At 66.9% G+C, this 17,305-nt stretch carries 17 protein-coding genes; 4 read left to right on the forward strand and 13 right to left on the reverse strand.

Annotated features, from left to right (window positions below):
* Positions 1–8: 8 nt before the first annotated feature.
* From QH276_RS25660 to QH276_RS25670, 3 genes are read right to left on the reverse strand one after another with little or no spacing between them, the layout of a single operon-like run.
* The gene (locus tag QH276_RS25660) at positions 9–752 is read right to left on the reverse strand and encodes an SDR family NAD(P)-dependent oxidoreductase (protein WP_280402330.1); all 744 of its coding nucleotides are present in this window, start codon (positions 750–752) and stop codon (positions 9–11) included.
* Positions 749–2,008 (reverse strand): MBL fold metallo-hydrolase, encoded by a 1,260-nt coding sequence (locus QH276_RS25665; RefSeq protein ID WP_280402329.1) that lies wholly within the window; start codon positions 2,006–2,008, stop codon positions 749–751. Before QH276_RS25665 ends, QH276_RS25660 begins: the two co-directional genes overlap by 4 nt.
* A 36-nt stretch (positions 2,009–2,044) precedes the next feature.
* A complete protein-coding gene (locus QH276_RS25670) occupies positions 2,045–3,316 on the reverse strand; it encodes a sulfotransferase family protein (protein ID WP_280402328.1) in 1,272 nt (423 codons plus the stop codon).
* A 137-nt stretch (positions 3,317–3,453) separates the two neighbouring features.
* Between QH276_RS25670 and QH276_RS25675 the strand changes: the two genes are divergently transcribed.
* Positions 3,454–4,476, forward strand: a complete 1,023-nt coding sequence (locus QH276_RS25675; RefSeq protein WP_280406928.1) for a zinc-dependent alcohol dehydrogenase — start codon at positions 3,454–3,456, stop codon at positions 4,474–4,476.
* Positions 4,477–4,526: 50 nt separating this feature from the next.
* Positions 4,527–5,426 carry a helix-turn-helix domain-containing protein gene (locus tag QH276_RS25680; RefSeq protein WP_280397132.1) on the forward strand — a complete coding sequence of 300 codons (900 nt, stop codon included), beginning with the start codon at positions 4,527–4,529 and terminating at the stop codon, positions 5,424–5,426.
* 21 nt (positions 5,427–5,447) lie between these two features.
* On the opposite strand, the gene QH276_RS25685 is transcribed toward QH276_RS25680, so the two are convergent.
* The 10 genes from QH276_RS25685 to QH276_RS25730 all read right to left on the reverse strand — a co-directional run bounded on the left by QH276_RS25685 (position 5,448) and on the right by QH276_RS25730 (position 15,665).
* Positions 5,448–6,725, reverse strand: a complete 1,278-nt coding sequence (locus QH276_RS25685) for an NAD(P)/FAD-dependent oxidoreductase (protein WP_280397131.1) — start codon at positions 6,723–6,725, stop codon at positions 5,448–5,450.
* A gap of 3 nt (positions 6,726–6,728) precedes the next feature.
* Positions 6,729–7,049, reverse strand: a complete 321-nt coding sequence (locus QH276_RS25690) for a 2Fe-2S iron-sulfur cluster-binding protein (protein WP_280397130.1) — start codon at positions 7,047–7,049, stop codon at positions 6,729–6,731.
* A gap of 7 nt (positions 7,050–7,056) precedes the next feature.
* Positions 7,057–8,295, reverse strand: a complete 1,239-nt coding sequence (locus QH276_RS25695) for a cytochrome P450 (protein WP_280397129.1) — start codon at positions 8,293–8,295, stop codon at positions 7,057–7,059.
* 33 nt (positions 8,296–8,328) lie between these two features.
* Positions 8,329–9,234, reverse strand: a complete 906-nt coding sequence (locus QH276_RS25700; RefSeq protein ID WP_280397128.1) for an SDR family NAD(P)-dependent oxidoreductase — start codon at positions 9,232–9,234, stop codon at positions 8,329–8,331.
* Between the two features lie 34 nt (positions 9,235–9,268).
* Complete coding sequence (locus QH276_RS25705) at positions 9,269–10,216, reverse strand: SMP-30/gluconolactonase/LRE family protein (RefSeq protein ID WP_280397127.1); 948 nt, start codon at positions 10,214–10,216, stop codon at positions 9,269–9,271.
* 189 nt (positions 10,217–10,405) lie between these two features.
* Positions 10,406–11,164: an SDR family NAD(P)-dependent oxidoreductase gene (locus QH276_RS25710; protein ID WP_348536594.1), complete on the reverse strand. Its 759-nt coding sequence runs from the start codon at positions 11,162–11,164 to the stop codon at positions 10,406–10,408.
* 570 nt (positions 11,165–11,734) lie between these two features.
* Complete coding sequence (locus tag QH276_RS25715; RefSeq protein WP_280397125.1) at positions 11,735–12,787, reverse strand: hypothetical protein; 1,053 nt, start codon at positions 12,785–12,787, stop codon at positions 11,735–11,737.
* 302 nt (positions 12,788–13,089) lie between these two features.
* Positions 13,090–13,569 (reverse strand): VOC family protein, encoded by a 480-nt coding sequence (locus QH276_RS25720; protein ID WP_348536960.1) that lies wholly within the window; start codon positions 13,567–13,569, stop codon positions 13,090–13,092.
* A gap of 19 nt (positions 13,570–13,588) precedes the next feature.
* Positions 13,589–14,065, reverse strand: coding sequence for a nuclear transport factor 2 family protein (locus QH276_RS25725; RefSeq protein ID WP_280397123.1), 477 nt, complete (start codon positions 14,063–14,065; stop codon positions 13,589–13,591).
* A 106-nt stretch (positions 14,066–14,171) separates the two neighbouring features.
* Entirely contained in the window at positions 14,172–15,665 is a 1,494-nt protein-coding gene (locus QH276_RS25730) for an MFS transporter (RefSeq protein WP_280397122.1), read from the reverse strand.
* A gap of 390 nt (positions 15,666–16,055) precedes the next feature.
* On the opposite strand from QH276_RS25730, the gene QH276_RS25735 reads away from it, so the two are divergent.
* Together QH276_RS25735 and QH276_RS25740 are read left to right on the forward strand one after the other, a co-directional pair.
* The gene (locus tag QH276_RS25735; RefSeq protein WP_280397121.1) at positions 16,056–16,436 is read left to right on the forward strand and encodes a nuclear transport factor 2 family protein; all 381 of its coding nucleotides are present in this window, start codon (positions 16,056–16,058) and stop codon (positions 16,434–16,436) included.
* A 3-nt stretch (positions 16,437–16,439) separates the two neighbouring features.
* Complete coding sequence (locus QH276_RS25740; RefSeq protein WP_280397120.1) at positions 16,440–17,285, forward strand: SDR family NAD(P)-dependent oxidoreductase; 846 nt, start codon at positions 16,440–16,442, stop codon at positions 17,283–17,285.
* Positions 17,286–17,305: the final 20 nt, after the last annotated feature.

Below are 17,305 nucleotides of genomic sequence, written 5' to 3' on the forward strand. Positions count from 1 at the left end.
TCGGATGGTCATAGGCAATCGGAGGCGCCGTCGACGACGAACACCGAACCGGTGGTGTAGGCACTCTGCGCCGTGCACAGGAACGCGATGGTGGGGGCGATCTCCTCGGCGGTCCCGAAGCGGCCGACCGGGATGTGCGCGACTTCCGCGGCGGCGGTCGCCGGCGGCATGGGTGCCGTCATGGGTGTCAGAATCGTCCCCGGCGCGACGGCATTGACCCGGATTCCGTCCTCCACCCACGTCACCGCGAGATTGCGGGTCAGGCCGATGATGCCGGCCTTGGCGGCGCCGTAGCCCGGCACCACCGGCACCGCGCGCAGCGCCGCCATCGACGCCAGATTCACCACACTGGCGCCGCCCGTGGCGGTCGAGGCGGCCAGTTTGCCGCGGAGCATATGGGTGAGCCGATACGTACCGTTGAGATTCAGCAGTACGGAGGCATCGAATCCGTCGGGGGTGCGTTCGTCGAGTCCGCCGGGAAAGTTGGCGCCCGCATTGTTGATCAGGATGTCGATCGAGCCGATATCGGCGACCAGTGCGGCGATCGAGTTCTCGTCGGTGAGCACCAGCTGCCGATAGCGGATTCCGGTGAGGTCGGTCTCGTAATCGGCGGCCGCGGGACGGGTCCCGGTGACGGTGACCTCGGCCCCCGCCTCGCGAAAGAGTACTGCGGTGGCATGGCCGATACCGCTGGTTCCCCCGGTGACCAGGGCGGCGGTGCCGGTGAAGTCGAAATGAACGCGTGCGGTCACGAGAGGGCTCCGATCTGCTTGGTGAGCCATGCCGATTCCCAGAAGTTCGTGCTCTCCGCGAGCAGGGCCTGATGGGCTCGGACGAGCAGCGCGCGGGCGGCGCCGTGATCCGGTTGTCCGTGGGTGACCAACTCGGCGAAATGGATCGCGTGCACCGGCCGGCCCGCGTCGAGATGCTCCGCGGCACGGCCGAGCAGGGCATCCACGCCGGCCAGTTCGACGAGATCGGCGCTGAACTCGGCCGGGTCGGCACCGTAGAGTTCGGTGGTCGACCGCTGGTGGAACCAACCCGAGTAGTTCTCCCAGATCGCCCGCACATTCCAGGGAACCTTGCCGTAGCCCTCCCCCACCGCGAGAGCAGGTGGCAGGCTGATCTCCCGCATCAGGGTGTGGACGTCCTTGCCCGTGTTCATTCCCTCGACGACCGCGTCGTGGAGATAGCCGACCGCGTCGCGCAACCGGGTGAGTTCGATCCGGATGCGCTGGGCGCCGACAATGGGTTCGAAATGTCCCGTGAGCAGGATCTCGGCATCCAGTTCACGAACCCGGTCGATGGATTCGATCACCGTGAGGGCATCCCGGTAGCGGTCGCCCCGCATGGTGACCAGATTGGGAATATGGCCGAAAAGGGCACCGAATGTGTTGCCGGACAGGCATACCCGCTCGTCGGGCAGCCACAGGACCAGCGAATCGGTGGTTTCGCCGCCGGGCGTGGCCAGCAACCGGAGGGTACGGCCGCCGAGGGTGAGGGTCAGGGTGTCGTCGACTTCGATATCGACGCGGACCGTGCTCTGGCCGGGTACCTTGCCGAAGCGTTTCTGGGTGGCGGTGGCGCCGGCGGCGACCGTCTCGGCGAACGCGAAGGCACTGCGGTTCGCCCGGTACGCGGCGAGGCGGGAGTTGTCCTCGCGCCAGCGGCGCCAGTCGGCCTGTGCCACGACGAGAGTGCCGGGGTCGGCGAACTGATCGAGACCGCCCACATGGTCGTAATGACCTTGCGTCAGGATCACGTAGCGGATCGGGGCGCTGTCCACCGCGTCGAAATTGGCGCGGTGCACCGGGGATTCGAATCCCATGCCGGTGTTGACGACGATCCGGCCGGCGTCGGTGGTCAGCAGATAGGTATTGCTCAAACCCGGCGAGCACCAGATGCCCGGCGCCACCTCGGTGGCCTGCTCGGCGGTGGCTGCGGCGATCCGGTCGCCGCCCGGCCGGTCCCGGTGTATCGGTGGTGTGGTTTCGAGATCGAGGGTCATATCGGTGTTTCCTTTCTGGGCGATCCGCCCGGCGGGCTACGCGGCAGCGCCTTCGACGCGCACGTCGTAGGCGTCGAAGTAGAAGCGGAAACGTTCGCGCAACTCGCCCGCGGTGACACCGAAATGCCCGGTCAGGTCGTAGCGGATGCGTCCGTGTTTGCCCCGCGGGTTGTCGTCCAGATAGCTCTGGAACCGTCGGCGGGCCTCGTCGGTCAGTTCCGCTCCGGCGCGTTCGTACAACTGCTCGAGCAGCGGCATCTCGTTGCCGTTGAGCTGGTGGAAGCTGATGTCCACGCAGCGGTCGGCGGGGACGAGGGCCCGGTCACGGACGCCGGCGCTCAGCAGGCGATGCACTCGATCGGTCCAGTACTCCACCAGCCAATCCGGCTCGATGGTGTGCCGGCGTAGCCGGTCCGAGTACGCCATCATGGTGATCGTCGACTGGATCACGGCGACCGGATCGCGATGGGTGAAGGCGACGGTGGCGTCCGGGAAGGTCGCCATCAGGGCGCCGAGCTGCTCGCTGTGCTGCGGCGATTTCAGCACCCAGGTGCGGGGGCCGCGCAGAAAGGTCAGCGCCTGCAATACCTTGCGCATATACGCGTAGTGCGTCACCTGGTCCAGGCCGAGATAGAAATCCCGCCAGCCGGGCACCCGGGCATACCATTCGGGCACGTAGCTCGCGAAGTCGAGGTCGAGTAGCTCGATCTCCTCTTCGATCGCCTCGGGAAAGCGATCGTGCATGGCCGCGAGCAGCGGTGAGGTGGCCTCCAGTCCGTCGTGCTGGGCTTTGGCCTGCTGGAAGCGCACATCCAGGCCGTCGGGTCCGGGGCCCGCGCCGGGCAGCGGCATCGGCTCCTGACTCTCCCAGAACGGCAGCGACCGGCGCCCCGGATCCGCGGCGATCAGGTTCACCAGATGGGTGGTGCCGGATCGTGGCATCCCGACGACGATGAGCGGTTTCTCGATCGGGATGTCCTCGATCTCGGGATAGCGTCGGAGCAGATCGACCAGCGACAACCGGTTGCGCACCAATCGCACCACTCGCCCGCGCAGTGTCCGGCGGCCGGCCTGTGTCAGTCCCTCGTCTTCTTCCACCGCGCCCACATAGGCGGCCAGTCGCTGGGCGAATCCCTCGTCGGCGCCGAGATCGTCGGCACCGGCCTGCGCGACGGCTTCCTCGACCATTCGGTCGATTTCCAGGTCTACGGGGTGCGCTTCGGCGAATTCGAGGATTTTGCGCTGGACCTCGGTGAGCCGAGGAGCGGTCAGATCGTCGATATCGATCGGATGGGCGGCATCGGCCATCTCAGGTGTCCCTCCACCTCTTGCTGACGTCGAATATACGACATAGCATTCGAAAGTACGACGCGTATATAGGCCGTCGAAAACTTCGCCGTCAAGAGAAGATTCGCGTCGCGCCCGCATCCGACCAGGAGGTAGTAGTGAGTTCAACCATCAGCCAGGTTCGCGTCCACGGCCCCGGCACCGTCAGCCTCGACACAGTCGAACTGCCGGAATGCGGGCCGCGCGACGCCGTCGTCGAACTCCGGGCGTGCGGGATCTGCGGCAGCGATCTCGGCTATATCCGGCTCGGCGGCCTCGGCGGACCCGGGCCGGAACCGATGCCGCTCGGGCACGAGATGGCCGGTGTGATCTCGGCGGTCGGGCCGGAGGTCACCGACCTCCGGCCGGGGCAGCGCGTGGTGATCCACCCCGGCCGCGACGATATCGGCCGGATCGGGAACGGCTCCCCCGAAGGCGGCCTGGCCGAGGCCGTGCTCGTCCGCGACGCGGCCGCGGGCGACCGGCTGTACCCGATCCCCGACGAGCTGCCCTTCGAACTCGCCGCACTCACCGAACCCCTGGCGGTCGGAATGCACGCGGTCGACCAGGCCGGCCTCGAACCAGGGTCCGCGGTGGCCGTATTCGGTTGCGGACCCATCGGTTTGGCTGCCATCGCCACCCTCGCCGACCGCGGCCACACCGATATCGTGGGTGTCGAACCGTCGGCGACCCGCCGCCGCCTCGCCGAAGCACTCGGTGCCGCGGTAACCATCGACCCCACCGCGGTAGACGTCTGGGAACAACTGGGCCGGCGGCACGGCACCACGCCGGCGATGACCGGGGCCTCTCCGTCCACGGCCGGTTTCATCGAGGCGTCCGGCTCCGGAGCCGTCCTGGCGGACATCATCGATCACGCCGGGCGGGGGGCACGGATCTCGGTGGTGGCGGTGCACTACACCCCGGTACCGGTCAATTTCCTGCGGGTGCTCACCAGCGAACTGACCATCCGCGGCTCCATCGAATATCCCCCGCGCTTCCGGGACGCGATCGACCTGCTCGAGCGGCGTGACCTGTCTCCGCTCATCACCCACCGCTTCCCGCTGGAACGGATCGACGAAGCCTTCGCCACGCTGCAGCACGATCGCGAATGCGGCAAGATCCTCGTCGATATGAACGGCTGAACCACGCCGCCCGATCCGGGGTGTCGAATAACCGACGTATAGTTCGGAACATGACAATAGACGCGCTGCCGCGGGCCAAACGCTCGTCTCCGTCGCCGCCGACCGATCGCGTTGTCGCGATCATGCATCTGCTCGGCAGCTCGCCGCAACGGTCGTATTCACTCACCGAGATCGAACGCACCCTCGGCATCAGCCGCGCCACCGCGCACGCGATCCTGGCGGCGCTCGTCGGGCACGACTGGATCGTGCGAGATCCCGACACCGGCGGCTACAGCTGGGGTCCGGCGCTCACCGCGCTGGCCCGCCCGGGCGGCGCCGGTTCACGCCGGATACGGGCGCGCCTCGGCGAACTCGCCGCATCGATCGACTGCCGCGTCGCCCTGTTCCAGCCGCAGGGCGCCGCGCTCATCGCCATCGAGACGGCCGGTTCGACCACCGCCGAACAGCCGGTCACCGCGGGATTCACGGTGCCGCTCGTCGCGCCGTTCGGCCGGGAATTCATCGCCTTCGCCACTCCGGAGGAACAGGACGCGTGGCTGGAGCGGATCGGCCCGGTCGGTCCGGAGTTCGCCACCCGCATGCGGCAGGTACTCGCCGAGATCCGCGAACGCCGCTACGCCGTGGAACGACTCAGCCGCGCCTTCGGTCGCGTATTCACCGCCCTGCACGCACTCAGCGGTGAGTTCGACGCGATCACCGCGCGCCTGGCCGCGGCCGTCGCCGAACTCACGATCGTCGATTTCCTCGACGACGAACTCGCCGACAACCAGGAGCACACCGTCGCGGCCATCTCGGCACCGGTCCGCACCAGCGCCGGCACGGTGCCACTGACCCTCACCGCGGTCCTGATGCGCCCCTTGTCGACCACGGAAACAGCGGCGATAGGCGCCGAGATCCGGCAGGCGGCCGACGATATCGGCGAATTGCACGTCACCTACGGCGATACCTGATCGCCGCGGGCGTAGAGCTGTTCAGCTGCGAATCGGTGTCAACAGCTTCTTGAGCGGAATACTGTTGTCGGACAGCACTTCCGGTCCGGGCCGGTGCCCCCGGCCCAGTGCCGCGCGCAACGCCACGAAGTCCGCCGGTGCATTCAGGCATTCCGCGGCGACCAAGCCCTCGTCGCCGAAATACAGAGCAACCTTGCGTCGCGGCTTGTCGGGATCAGTGCGAACCACCACCGACCTGTAATCGCCGATGAGGCCGACGATCTGGAGCTTCTGATCGCCCTGATCGGACCAGAACCACGGTGCGGCCGAGGGCGGTGCGGCACTCCCCGCCAGTACCGCAGCCGCGACCTCCGCCTGGGTGGTGGCGTTGTCCACCGATTCCAGCCGGTAGTGGCGGCCGGTGGTGGATGAGACGCGGGTGGTGCAGTCGCCGATGGCCAGCGTCCAGCCATCGGAGGCCGTGCACCGGTCGTCGACCACCACGCCGCCCGCACAGGCCAGGCCGAGCTGCGTGGCGAGTTCGGTACGGGGCTCGGCCCCGATCCCGACCAGAACCGTCGCGGCCGGGATCTCCCGCCCGTCGGTCAACCGGACACCGCGAACGCCGTCCGCCGCGGTCACGATCGCCGCCGGCTGCGCGTCCAGGACGATATCGGTCCGCATCGCCCGGTGCGCTGCCAGCAGCGCCGTCGCCGTCACCTCCCCCACCACACGCCCCAGGAGCCGCGCCCCGGCCTCGATCACCGTCACTTCCGCGCCAAGTGACCGCGCGGTGGCGGCCACTTCGAGGCCGACGAAGCCGCCCCCGACCACCGCGATCGGGCCTTTGCGGACCCGCTCGGCCACTACGCGGGCGTGGCCGAGATCCCGTAATCGCACGACATCGGGGTGATCGGAGCCGGGCAGCGTGAGGGTCCGGGCCCGCGCACCGGTGGCCAGGACCAGCCGGTCGAATTCTCTCGGACGCGAGCCGCCGGCGAACTCTATCCGGGCGCCCGCCGGTGTGCGGGCCACCCGTTCGGCCCGCACCCCGGTGAGCAGTTCGATCTCCTTGTCGGCGTAGTGCGCCGGATCGCGGAGTAACAGCGACTCGCTGGTCGCCTCCCCTTTCAGCCACGCCTTGGACAGTGGCGGCCGTTGATACGGCAGCCGTGGCTCGTGGGATATGAGAGTGATCGCGCCGGCATAGCCCTGATCCCGCAGCCGATCCGCGAGATGGACCGCGGCGTGCGAGGCACCCACCACCCCGATACTGCGCGGTGGTGTTTCGGTACTCGGCGCTGCTCCGGATTCCCGCATCGCTCAGACCTGCTCGTCGGGAACTGTCACGTGCAGATCGACACCCTCGGCCAAGGCCAGCTGGCACGACAACCGGGAATTGTCCTCGCGGTCCGACGCGGTGCATTCGAGCATATCGTCCTCGTCCTCGCTGGGATCCGGGAAGTAGCCCAGCTCGCCACGATCGACGTACACGTGGCAGGTGGCGCACGAGAGGGTGCCGCCGCATTGGCCGACGATCCCCTTCACCCCGTTCTTCACGGCAGTGGACATCACGGAATCGCCCACGGCGCCGTCGATCACCTTCACCGCCCCGCCGGGCAGCGTGTAGAAAACTTTCGGCATGGTGCTCCTACCAGGACACGGGCAGGTCGGTGACCGCCTGCGTCAGGTTGTCCATATCGATCACTGGCTTCCCTTCGAGCCGCAGGCCGGGCAGGCGTTTGAACAGCTCGGCGAGTCCGACCTGCATCTCCATCCGCGCCAGCGGCGCACCGAGGCAATGGTGCAGACCGTAGCTGAGGGTGAGATGCGGGTTGTTCTCCCGCCGGATATCGAACACCCCGTCGTTGTCGATGACCACACCGTCGTGGTTGGCCGCGGCCGGATCGACCAGCACGGCCTCCCCTTTCGCGATGAGATGCCCGTCGATTTCCACGTCTTCGGTGGCCACGAACGGCACCAGTCCACCACCGCCGGCGATATCCCCGTCCACGGCCATCCGGCCGTGCCGCAGCACCTCCTCCACCGCCGTCGGCGCCAGACCGTCGGGGTCGGCGAGGAAGAGCTCGAGTTGATCGGGGTTGCTCAGCAGGGAATGCACGCCGGCGCAGATGAAATTCGCCGTATTGTCGAATCCGCCGATGATGAGGACGAGCGCGATCGGCAGGATCTCCCCGTCGGTGAGAGTGTCGTCCTTGTCGCGGGCGTTGGCCAGATCGCTGAGCAGATCCTCGCGCGGTTCCTTACGGCGTTCCTCGATCAGACCCATCATGTAGACGACCAATTCGGTCATGTTGGCCACGACCTCTTCCTCGGGCATATTCGCCACCGCGAGTGTCGAGGAACTCCACTTCTGGAACTTCGGCCGGTCCTCCGGGGGCACACCGAGCAGGTTCGCCAGCATCTGGATCGGCAAGGCGACCGCGTAGTCGTGCACGAGGTTCGCCGGCGCGCCTTTGGCAACCATCTCGTCGATGAGGTGGTTGGCGAATTCCACCGCGGAATCCCGCATGGCCTTCACCCGTTTCGGGGAAATGGAGCGCTGCACCAGCTTTCGCAGCTTGGTGTGATGCGGCGGATCCTCGAACTGCAGGGTGGTCTTCAGGAAGTCCGGGAACTCGACGAAATACGGCACCACCCGTTCGCCGGTCCGGAACGGTTCGCGGACGAACCGGCCGTCGCTCAGCATCTCCCGGGCGGCGGCGTTGCGGTGGATCACCCAGACATCGCCACCGAACGGCATGGTCATCTTGGTCATCGGCCGCTCGGCCGCGATGGCGTGGTAGCGGTTCAGCGCCTCGTCCGGCGGCACCGGCGCGAAGGGATATTCGGTGCTCACGGCTTTTCCGGCCGTCTCGGTTGTGCTCATCGGCTCACTCCAATGGGGGCTGTGGGAGGTGGGTCAGGAGGCCGGCAGCTGCGCGGGCGCGATCAGCTGCGGGATCGCTTCCGGGGTTATCGCCATGATGGTGTCGAACCGGTCGGCCACGGTTTCCACGGTGAGACCGGGATCGTGGATGCCCACGGTGTTCACCAGGGCCAGCCGGTTCACGATGCCGCCCGCGACGTTGAACACCTCCCCGGTGACCTCGCAGGTCGGGTGCAGCAGATAGGCGACCACGGGTGCGACGTGCTTGGGCAGCAGGGCCGTGCGCATGTACTCCATGACCTCCGGGGACAGGGTGTCCGCGGCGGCCTCGGCCATCCGGGTACCGGCACCGGGCGCAATCGCGTTGACTTTGATACCGGCCTCCAGGCCCTCGAGCGCGAGGTTGCGGGTGAGACCGAACAGCGCGCCTTTGGAACCGCCGTAGTGCGCCATCCCCGGATTGCCGAGCATCGCCTGGGAAATGGTGTTCACGATCCGCGGTGACTCCGCCTCCAGCAGATGCGGCCAGGCGGCGCGGATCACCCGCAGGGACCCGAAGTAGTGGACGTCGAGGTGTCGCTGGTATTCCTCGTCCGGAACCTCGGCGAACGGAGCCGCCCGCACGATCCCGGCGTTGTTGACCACCGAGGTCAGCCCGCCGAAGGCGGTGACCGCCGCATCGACCAGCGCACGAGCGCCTGCTTCGGTGGACACGTCGCCGGTGCAGGCGACGGCCTTCCCTCCGGCGGCGGTGATCTCCGCGACGACCTCGGCGGCCGGGTTGTCGCCGTCGACTCCGGAGCCGTCGATACGGGCGCCGAGATCACCGACCACCACCGAAGCGCCACGGGACGCGAGCAGCAGGGCGTGGGCGCGGCCGATACCGCGGCCGGCGCCGGTGACGATGACGACGCGGTCGGAGAAGTCCAGTGTTGCCATGATTTCCTCAGAGTTTCTCTACGTTGCGGGCGGGTCAGGGGCGGGTGGTGCCACCGGAGTGCTCGACCTCGGCGGTCCAGATCGTGCCCTGTGCTTCCCGGGCCGACTTCTCGAAGTCGAAAACCTCGAAACCCGCGGTGAGGTACAGGGTTTTGCGGTCGGGGCCGCCGAGCAGGCAGGCGGAGGCGATACCGTTCTCGAGCGGCAGTGACACCGCGTGGGTGAGCCCCTGGTCGGTGAAACGCGCGACGTAGCCACCACCGGGCATGGCCGCCCAGACCCCGCCGTCGGCGTCGAGACCGATCCCGTCGGGCATGAACGGGCAGGTGGCGAATTCCCGCGCGTTCGACAGCGTGCCGTCCGCGGCGCGATCCATCACCGTGATCTTGAAGGCCATCACTTCGGCCGTGTACACCTTGGTGCCGTCCGCGCTGATGGCGATTCCGTTGGCGCACATCAGCGGATCGACCTTCTCCGGTGTCGAGACCGTGCCGTCCGGATCCACCACGATCAGCGGGGAGACCACCGGCTCCTCACCCTTGAACAGATCGAAGCCGAGCTGGGTGATGTAGGCCCGGCCGTCGGCGTCGACCACCATATCGTTGGCTGCCGCCAGGGTGTACTGCGAGATATCGGCGTACACGCTCAGATCGTCCGGTGCTCCGCCACCGTGTACCAGCACGAGCTTCTCGTGCATCGACACCACGATCAACCGCCCGTCCGGCAACCAGCCGAAGCCGCCGAGCACGATCGGAACGTCGGTATCGGCGGCGCGCCCGGTCGCGTCCACCACCACCGTCGCAGACCCGTCGGCGTCCAGCGTTTTCAGTGTGCCGGTGTACATATCGGAGAACCAGAAAGTGCCCTCGTGCCACCGCGGGCACTCCGGCCAGGAGTATCCACTCGAGATCTTGCGGGCCTCGTAGGTCGGGGCGCCGGCGGCGGTGACGGCGGCGGCAACGGTCTCAACTGGATTCGTCATGGTGTGGGGCCTTCCGGGAAATGTCGAACGGTCTCGCCGGTTCCGCCGACCGCGGAAACCGGACTTCGCGAGCGCAGGAGGCTCGCGTGAACTGGGTCACAACGACTTGGTCTGCGAGGACGATAAAGCCCCGGTCGGGGCAGTGACGCGGGCCTCCCATTCAGCGGGAGCGGTCGCTCGGCCCGGGGATCATCTGGTCTGCGATCCGCCGTTGAAGTCCAGCGTCTGCCCGGTCATCCCACCGGACTCGTGCGACGCCAGATACGCGCAGAATGCCCCCACCTCGAGCGGGTCGCCCAGCCGTCCGATCGGAATTCCCGCGATCAGCTGCTCGATCTGCTCCGGTGGCATCTTGTGCACCAGATTGGCCTGCAGACCCAGTGCGACGATATTGGCGGTCACCCCGTACCGGCCGGTTTCGGCGGCCAGATGACGGATGAACCCTTCGATACCGCTTTTACCGGTCGCGTACATCGAATAGTTGATGTTCTGCCCGGTGCGCGCCGCCCCCGACGAAATCTGCACGATCCGGCCCCACCCGGTGTCGCACATACCGTCGATGACCGTTTTGATACAGTTCAGCGCGCCGTAGATATTCAGGTCGATCGATGGCGGCCACTGCTCGGGTTCCAATTCGCGGAAGGGCTTGATGACCCGTTCCTCGGCGATTCCCGCGTTGTTGACCAGGATGTCGACATGGTGGCCGAGTTCGGCCTCGGCCGATCGCACGGCATCGACGGTCGCCTGGTAGTCCGTCACGTCGAAAGCCCGGGCGACGGCCTTGTTTCCCTCCGCGACAATGCTCGCGGCGACCCGTTCCGCACGCTCGGCGAACAGATCGTTCACCACGACCGTCGCCCCTTGACGCGCGAGCACTGTCGCGATTCCTTCGCCCACACTCTGCCCCGCACCGGTGACCAGAGCGATACGTCCGTCCAGTTCGAACACGATTTCCCTTTCGTTCGATTCCGCCACCTGTTCCAGTACGAGGTGGCGTCCTGCCCGTGCGCGGGTCTCGTCCCGGATGAGCACACGGTTCGGGTAGACGGAAGGGTAAGGCCGGGTTCTCGCCGCGAACGTCCCGTTCCCGCCGAGCGGGAGAGCCTCCGGCAGGCGTGCCGGCCCGGCCCCGGTCCGCCACGCGGCGGAGGATGTCCACACATCGGGAACACACCACTCGGCCGCGCCCGGCAGGAACATCAGCGATATCAGCGCCGTCGCGACGACAGCCGATCCCGGAACGCGATAGCGCCGCCGTAGCGGGCGACAACGTTCCGCGGTCCGGGCGCGGCTGCCGGCAGCATGAAATGACCTCGCCCGCAATAACCTTGCGGCGCGCCGGTCACCCACCGGAACAATCAGCGCGATGGCTGACAGATCGGTGAGGGCGGCGACGACGCTGTTCACTACGCCGGCGGCCTGCGGGCGACCGGGAACCCCGTATCGCCCTGTGCGGGCACCGCCGGGCACGCGAGGCCAGGCGGATCGCGAGCCGCTACTCGCCTGACGTCCTCCGGCTCAGCCGACGTCGAGCGGGGCGTCGGCCGGATACTGGGCGGGCGCCATGGCGTAGGTGTTCGTGAGCAACGCGATGAAATCGCGGTCGGTCATGGGATCGGCCGGGAACTCGAATTCGATACCGCGGCGGGTCAAATCGTCACCGAGGATATCGAAAACCTTGTCGGCGGTGAGGTCGTCGGTGTGATCGAGGTAGCGGTCGGCGTCGTGCCGGTCGTCGAAGACGAGCGCGGTGTAATGAAAGAGGGTCCGAACGTCGCCGTCGGTGTACCGCCCGATTTCCGTATCACCGTTGCGCACCACCCAGGCACCGTTCTCGCCGTGCAGGCGCGTATGCATCTCCAGTTCCGGCATATCGCGGCGATCCCGCGGACCGTTGGCCTCGCGCCGGTGATACATCTTCGAGTTGTCCGACAGCACCGCGGTATTCCAGAACGGCGCGGCCAGCCGCTGCGGTGCGCGGTCGGGGCCGTCGGGCCAGTAGGTGAACCCACCGTCGAGGTCGGAATCGTAGAAGTAGGTGATCACCTGCGAGGTCTTGACCTCCCACGCGTCGAACAGGCCCGATTTGGCCATCACGCTGAGCAACCAGATCGGGGTGTCCACCGAACTCATTCCCCGCCAGTTGCCGCTGTCGAAATGGCCCGCGTCGAAACTGTGCGACGGTACCGCCATGTTGAACAGCATGTGATGCGCCATACCGTAGCGGGCACCGTGCACGCTCTTGGCGTGTTCCAGCAGGGTCCGGCTCAGGTAGATATCGCGGATCTCGTCGTAGAATGCCACGCCCTCTTTGGCCAGGTAGCCACGGAACACCGGTGCGGCGAAGTCCGAGAGTTTCGCATCCGGGCGGCGGTTCGCCCCGCCCGAGACGGCCAGATACTCCTCGGTCGAGGAGAAATGATGCGCCAGGATCAGCGGCCAGGGACCGTGCTCGGCGATCACGCCGAACAGGGCGGCGACCTCCGCGCTCGAGTAGAGGTCGGCGACGACGCTCGGCGGCGCGACCGGAACAAGCGGATGCCGGCCGGAAGGCGAGAGAGTGGCAGTCATGATGTTCCTTCTTCCTTCGATCCCGATGCCGCGACAACGCCGCGACCGGAGAGTACGGGCGGGCGCGGCCGGCGCGACGAATGCGGCTGCGCTACGCCGGGCCGGCCGGAGGGAGACGGCCGGGGTTTCCGCGCCCGCGTTCCGCACGACTCAGTTGCGTGCCGCCGAACTGCTGACGGCGACCCCGCGCGGTCCGGATTTCACTGTCGACGCTAAGCCGCCGAAGCTGCGGATACCACCGTGCCTCCCGCTGAGCGAGAAGAACCGCAGCCCGGTCGGCCGACCCGCAGTGCGACTTCTTGTCACAGGCGTTCGAACAGCTCCAGCACATGCCCTTCCGGATCTGTGACGAAGGCGACGCGGATACCGATATCCGGCATCGTGGTGGGCGGTTCGGTGACCGTACCCCCGGCCTCCTCGGCCCGCCGCACGATGTCATCGAGACCGTGCACCTCGAAACCGATCACCGCCGAGCCCGGCACCGGCGCGGGCCGATTCTTGTAGTGCAACAACACCAGTGACTGCTCGGATCCGTCCGGGGAGGTCATGATGATCTCGGCCAGCGGATCGGGACGATCGTCGAATTCGTATCGAGTTCGTTCCACCCGTCCGAATATCTTTGTGTAGAAATCGAATTGGGCTGGCAAATCGTTCACGAGAATTTTGGTGAAGGCGAATCGAGGACCGGGCATGTGTGTGTTTCCTTTCTTCCGCGGTACGAGTGAACAGACCGCGACAACGGGTCGCCTTCCGAGCGCCGGGGCGGCCGGGGCGACCGGCATCGGTGCGGGAGTGCTGTCGCTACCCGGTGGAGCTACCGAGAACTGCGTGGCGGTCGCCCAACTCGATATCGATCACGAAAGTTCGTTCGGCGATCAGCCAGCCCCGCGCCGACCGGATCAGCCGATCCCGATACTCACCCACGCATTCGTAGGTGAAGTTCGCGTTCTCGCCGGCGCCGATATGCAGCACGCGGGCTTTGCAGACCGACGTGGCGGTATCGCCGTCGATATCGATGACGTGGTTACCGAGCAGGTGCTGGGAGGGGCCGCACCGGTCCAGGAAGGACCGGATCATCGCGACGATCGCCGGACGCCCGCGGACCGCGGGCGCCTCGGCGGCGCCGTAGCGGGCCACGGCGTCCGGGGTGAACACGTCGTCGAGCAGGTCCCAGTCCCGGCGGTCGAGGGCGTAGGTGTAGCGGTTCACCGTATCGGCGACGGCCTGGGCGTCGGGTTTCACCCGCCCATGGCGTACGGAATCGGACGAAGAAGTCACGATCGGATCGTAGGAGTAGGTAGGTCCGGATCCGGGCCGTCGATCCCGATGAACGGGAGGGATGCTCACGCGGCCCTCCCGCGGCCGACCCGTACGCGCCCCTCGGTCAGGCGTATGCCGCCGATGTCGCGCTACCTTCCTCTCCGGGCGCGATATCACCGGCCAGCTTCGTCTGCTGGTGCGGCCTGCCGATGAACAGGCAGACGGCGGCCACGATCAGCGAGCAGAGGATGAACCAGCCCACCGACAGGTTGAACGAGGACAGCGTGGGCGCCGTGCTCCCCGGCACCGTCGAGATCGAGAGCATGACGGATACGATGGCCACACCGACCGCCGAGAATGCCTGCCGGGCCGTACTCAGGATTCCCGTCGTGACGCTGGTGACGTTGTCGGGAACCGATTCGATGACGATTTTCGGGTAGCCGGTGTACGCGAAGGCCGTGGCGACCGCCGCGACTCCGACAGAACCCATCATGACCGGTAGAGATTTGTGCCCCACGAAGATCATGACGTTGGCGACGGCGAACAGGGCGGCCCCGATCAGGAAGGCCGACCGGCCACCCCATCGGCCCGCGACCACTCCGGCCAGCGGCGAAACGACGAAACCGACCAGCGCCGCGATACCGGTCACCAGACCCGTGACCGTCGCCGACATTCCGAGCCCGACGGGTAACGAGGTCGGGGACTGCAGGATCATCGGAGTCACGATCTGCACCGCACCGACAGGTCCGAGTGCGAGCACGGACAGCGCGATCAGGTTGAGGAACATTCGTTTGCTCGCCAGCACCCGGAGATCGACCAGAGGTTCGCTGCGCCCCAGCTCCCAAAAGGTCCACACCGCCAGGATCACGAGCCCGGCGAGGATGAGACCGAGGACCGGAAGGCTGGTCCACCCCCACTTCGGTCCCTGCGTGATGCCGTACAGCAACGCGAGCAGGCCGGGCGTCATCAGAATCGCGCCCACATAGTCGAACCGGGGAAGAGCCGACCTGGTATGTGAGCCGGGAAACACGACCGCGGCCACCGCGGACGCCACGACGGCCAGGACAGCGGCGACGACGAAGATCATATGCCAATCGGCGATATCGAGCAGGACACCCGCCAGCAGTGAGCCACCCGCACCGGCCAGTAGCGCCGCACCGCTGAGAAATCCCACAGCGATCGATACCTTCTCGGCCGGTAAGGCCTCGCGGGCGAGGCCGTAACAGAGCGGCAGGATCGCACCCGCGGCCCCCTGCACGCCGCGCCCCACGATGATCGCGGCCATCGAATCGCCGAACACACTGATCAGCGAGCCGAGCACGGAGATCAGCATGACGGCGATGAGAACCTGTTTGCGCCCGTACATATCACCGAGACGACCGCCGACCATGGCTGTCGCCGCCGCGACGAGCATGAAGGCGGTGACCGCCCACCCCGTTGTGGAGGCCGGCGCCCCGAAGATTTCGGCGAATCGCGGCAATGCGATGAAGATCGTGCCGGCTTCGAAGGCGCTCACGCATTCGGCGAGGATCAGCGCCGCGATGATCAGTGCCGGGGACCGGAACCCCGGCATGGTTTCGTGACTCCCGGTGGTGAGCCGGGATGAGGGATCGGACATCGATTGTCCTCCTGAGACGAGATGGGCCCGGGTTCCGGCCGTTGCGCCACCCGGCACGCGCTCGCGGAACTGCGACATTCCGCGGTGTTGACGAGGGTCCGCCGGCAGCACCCAGCGGGCCGACGACACCGCGGAAACTGCGCCCGCGCCGGCACCGGAACACGTATCGGACCCCGATCGGGCCCGCCGTGATGTAGGTCACCGACTGCTGGCACAACGGACGATAAGCCGTACCTGAAATATCCCCCGGTACGTTTTCCGGTCAGCGGGATCCGGACAGTCCGGCGAGCCGACTTCCCATCTGACGGAACAGCGGCAGCCACGCGAGGACCCGATGCGATCACATAGGTCTGTCGCGGCGGCCGACGGTGCCGTCGGGAAAGGAATCCGATGCCGTCCACCGCGCAGATCGCCGCCACGGTCGCCGAATATGTATCCCTGTTGGGAAAGGGCACCGGGAAAGAAATCGGGGCACTGTACGACGAATCCGCCACCTTGGAAGACCCGGTCGGCGGCGAGGTCCGGACCGGGCGCGCCGATATCACGACGTTCTACAGCGCGCTCGACAATGTCGATACCTCTGCCGAACTGATCACTGTCCGGGTTGCCGGTAACAGCGCGGCGTTCCATATGCGAGTTGTCACCACAACGCCGGATCAGGTCGTCACCATCGAGCCGATCGATGTGATGACGTTCAACGACGAGGGGCTGATCACGAGTACCCGCGCGTACTGGAGCCCGGCCGATGTCATCACCACACGAGGAGAGTGACCCATGCGTGAATTGAAGGGCCGGGTCGCGGTTGTCACCGGCGGCGCGAACGGGATCGGCAAAGGACTCGCGATACGTTTCCTCGACGAGGGCATGAAGGTCGTCATCGCCGACAACGATGCCGGCGATCTGGCGAACGCGGTCACCGAGCTGTCCACGCACGGTGAAGTACTCGGCGTTCCCACCGATGTCGCCGACGCCGATTCGGTGCAGGCGCTCGCGGATGCGGCAGTGGCCCGGTTCGGCGTGGTGCACGTGCTCTGCAACAATGCCGGAGTCGGTGGAGCCCAGCATTTCTCGACCATCCCGCATGCCACCTGGGAATGGACGCTCGGTGTGAATCTGTGGGGAGTCATCAACGGTTGCCGCATCTTTCAGCCGATACTGGCCGCCCAGGACGAGGCATACATCGTCAACACCGCTTCGATGTCGGGTTTCCTGACCGGTGGGTACCTGACGCCCTACAGTGTTTCCAAAGCGGGGGTGGTGGCACTGTCGGAAGGGCTGGCCTTCGAATGGGCCACCGAGTTCCCGCATATCGGAGTGGCGGTGCTGTGCCCGGCCTACACCGCCACGGCGATCCGGCACGACGAACGCAATGCGCCCGCCGGTCATATCCCCCGCGCTGTCGCCGATCCGTCCCTGATCGAACATCAGGCGGAGGTGGACCGGACCATCGAACAGGAGGGGATGCCGGTTTCGCAGATCGCGGAACTCGTCGTGCGCGGTATGGCGGAACGCAAGACCCATATCTTCCCCCACCCCGAGTGGCTGAAACTGTGGACCGACCGCGTGGAACGCGTTTCGGCCCAGGTTGATTCGCCCGCCGCGGCGGACCGGCCCGAGTAACCCGCCGCCACTCCGGCCGG

The organism is Nocardia carnea (assembly GCF_029869215.1).
GTDB lineage: Bacteria > Actinomycetota > Actinomycetes > Mycobacteriales > Mycobacteriaceae > Nocardia > Nocardia carnea_B.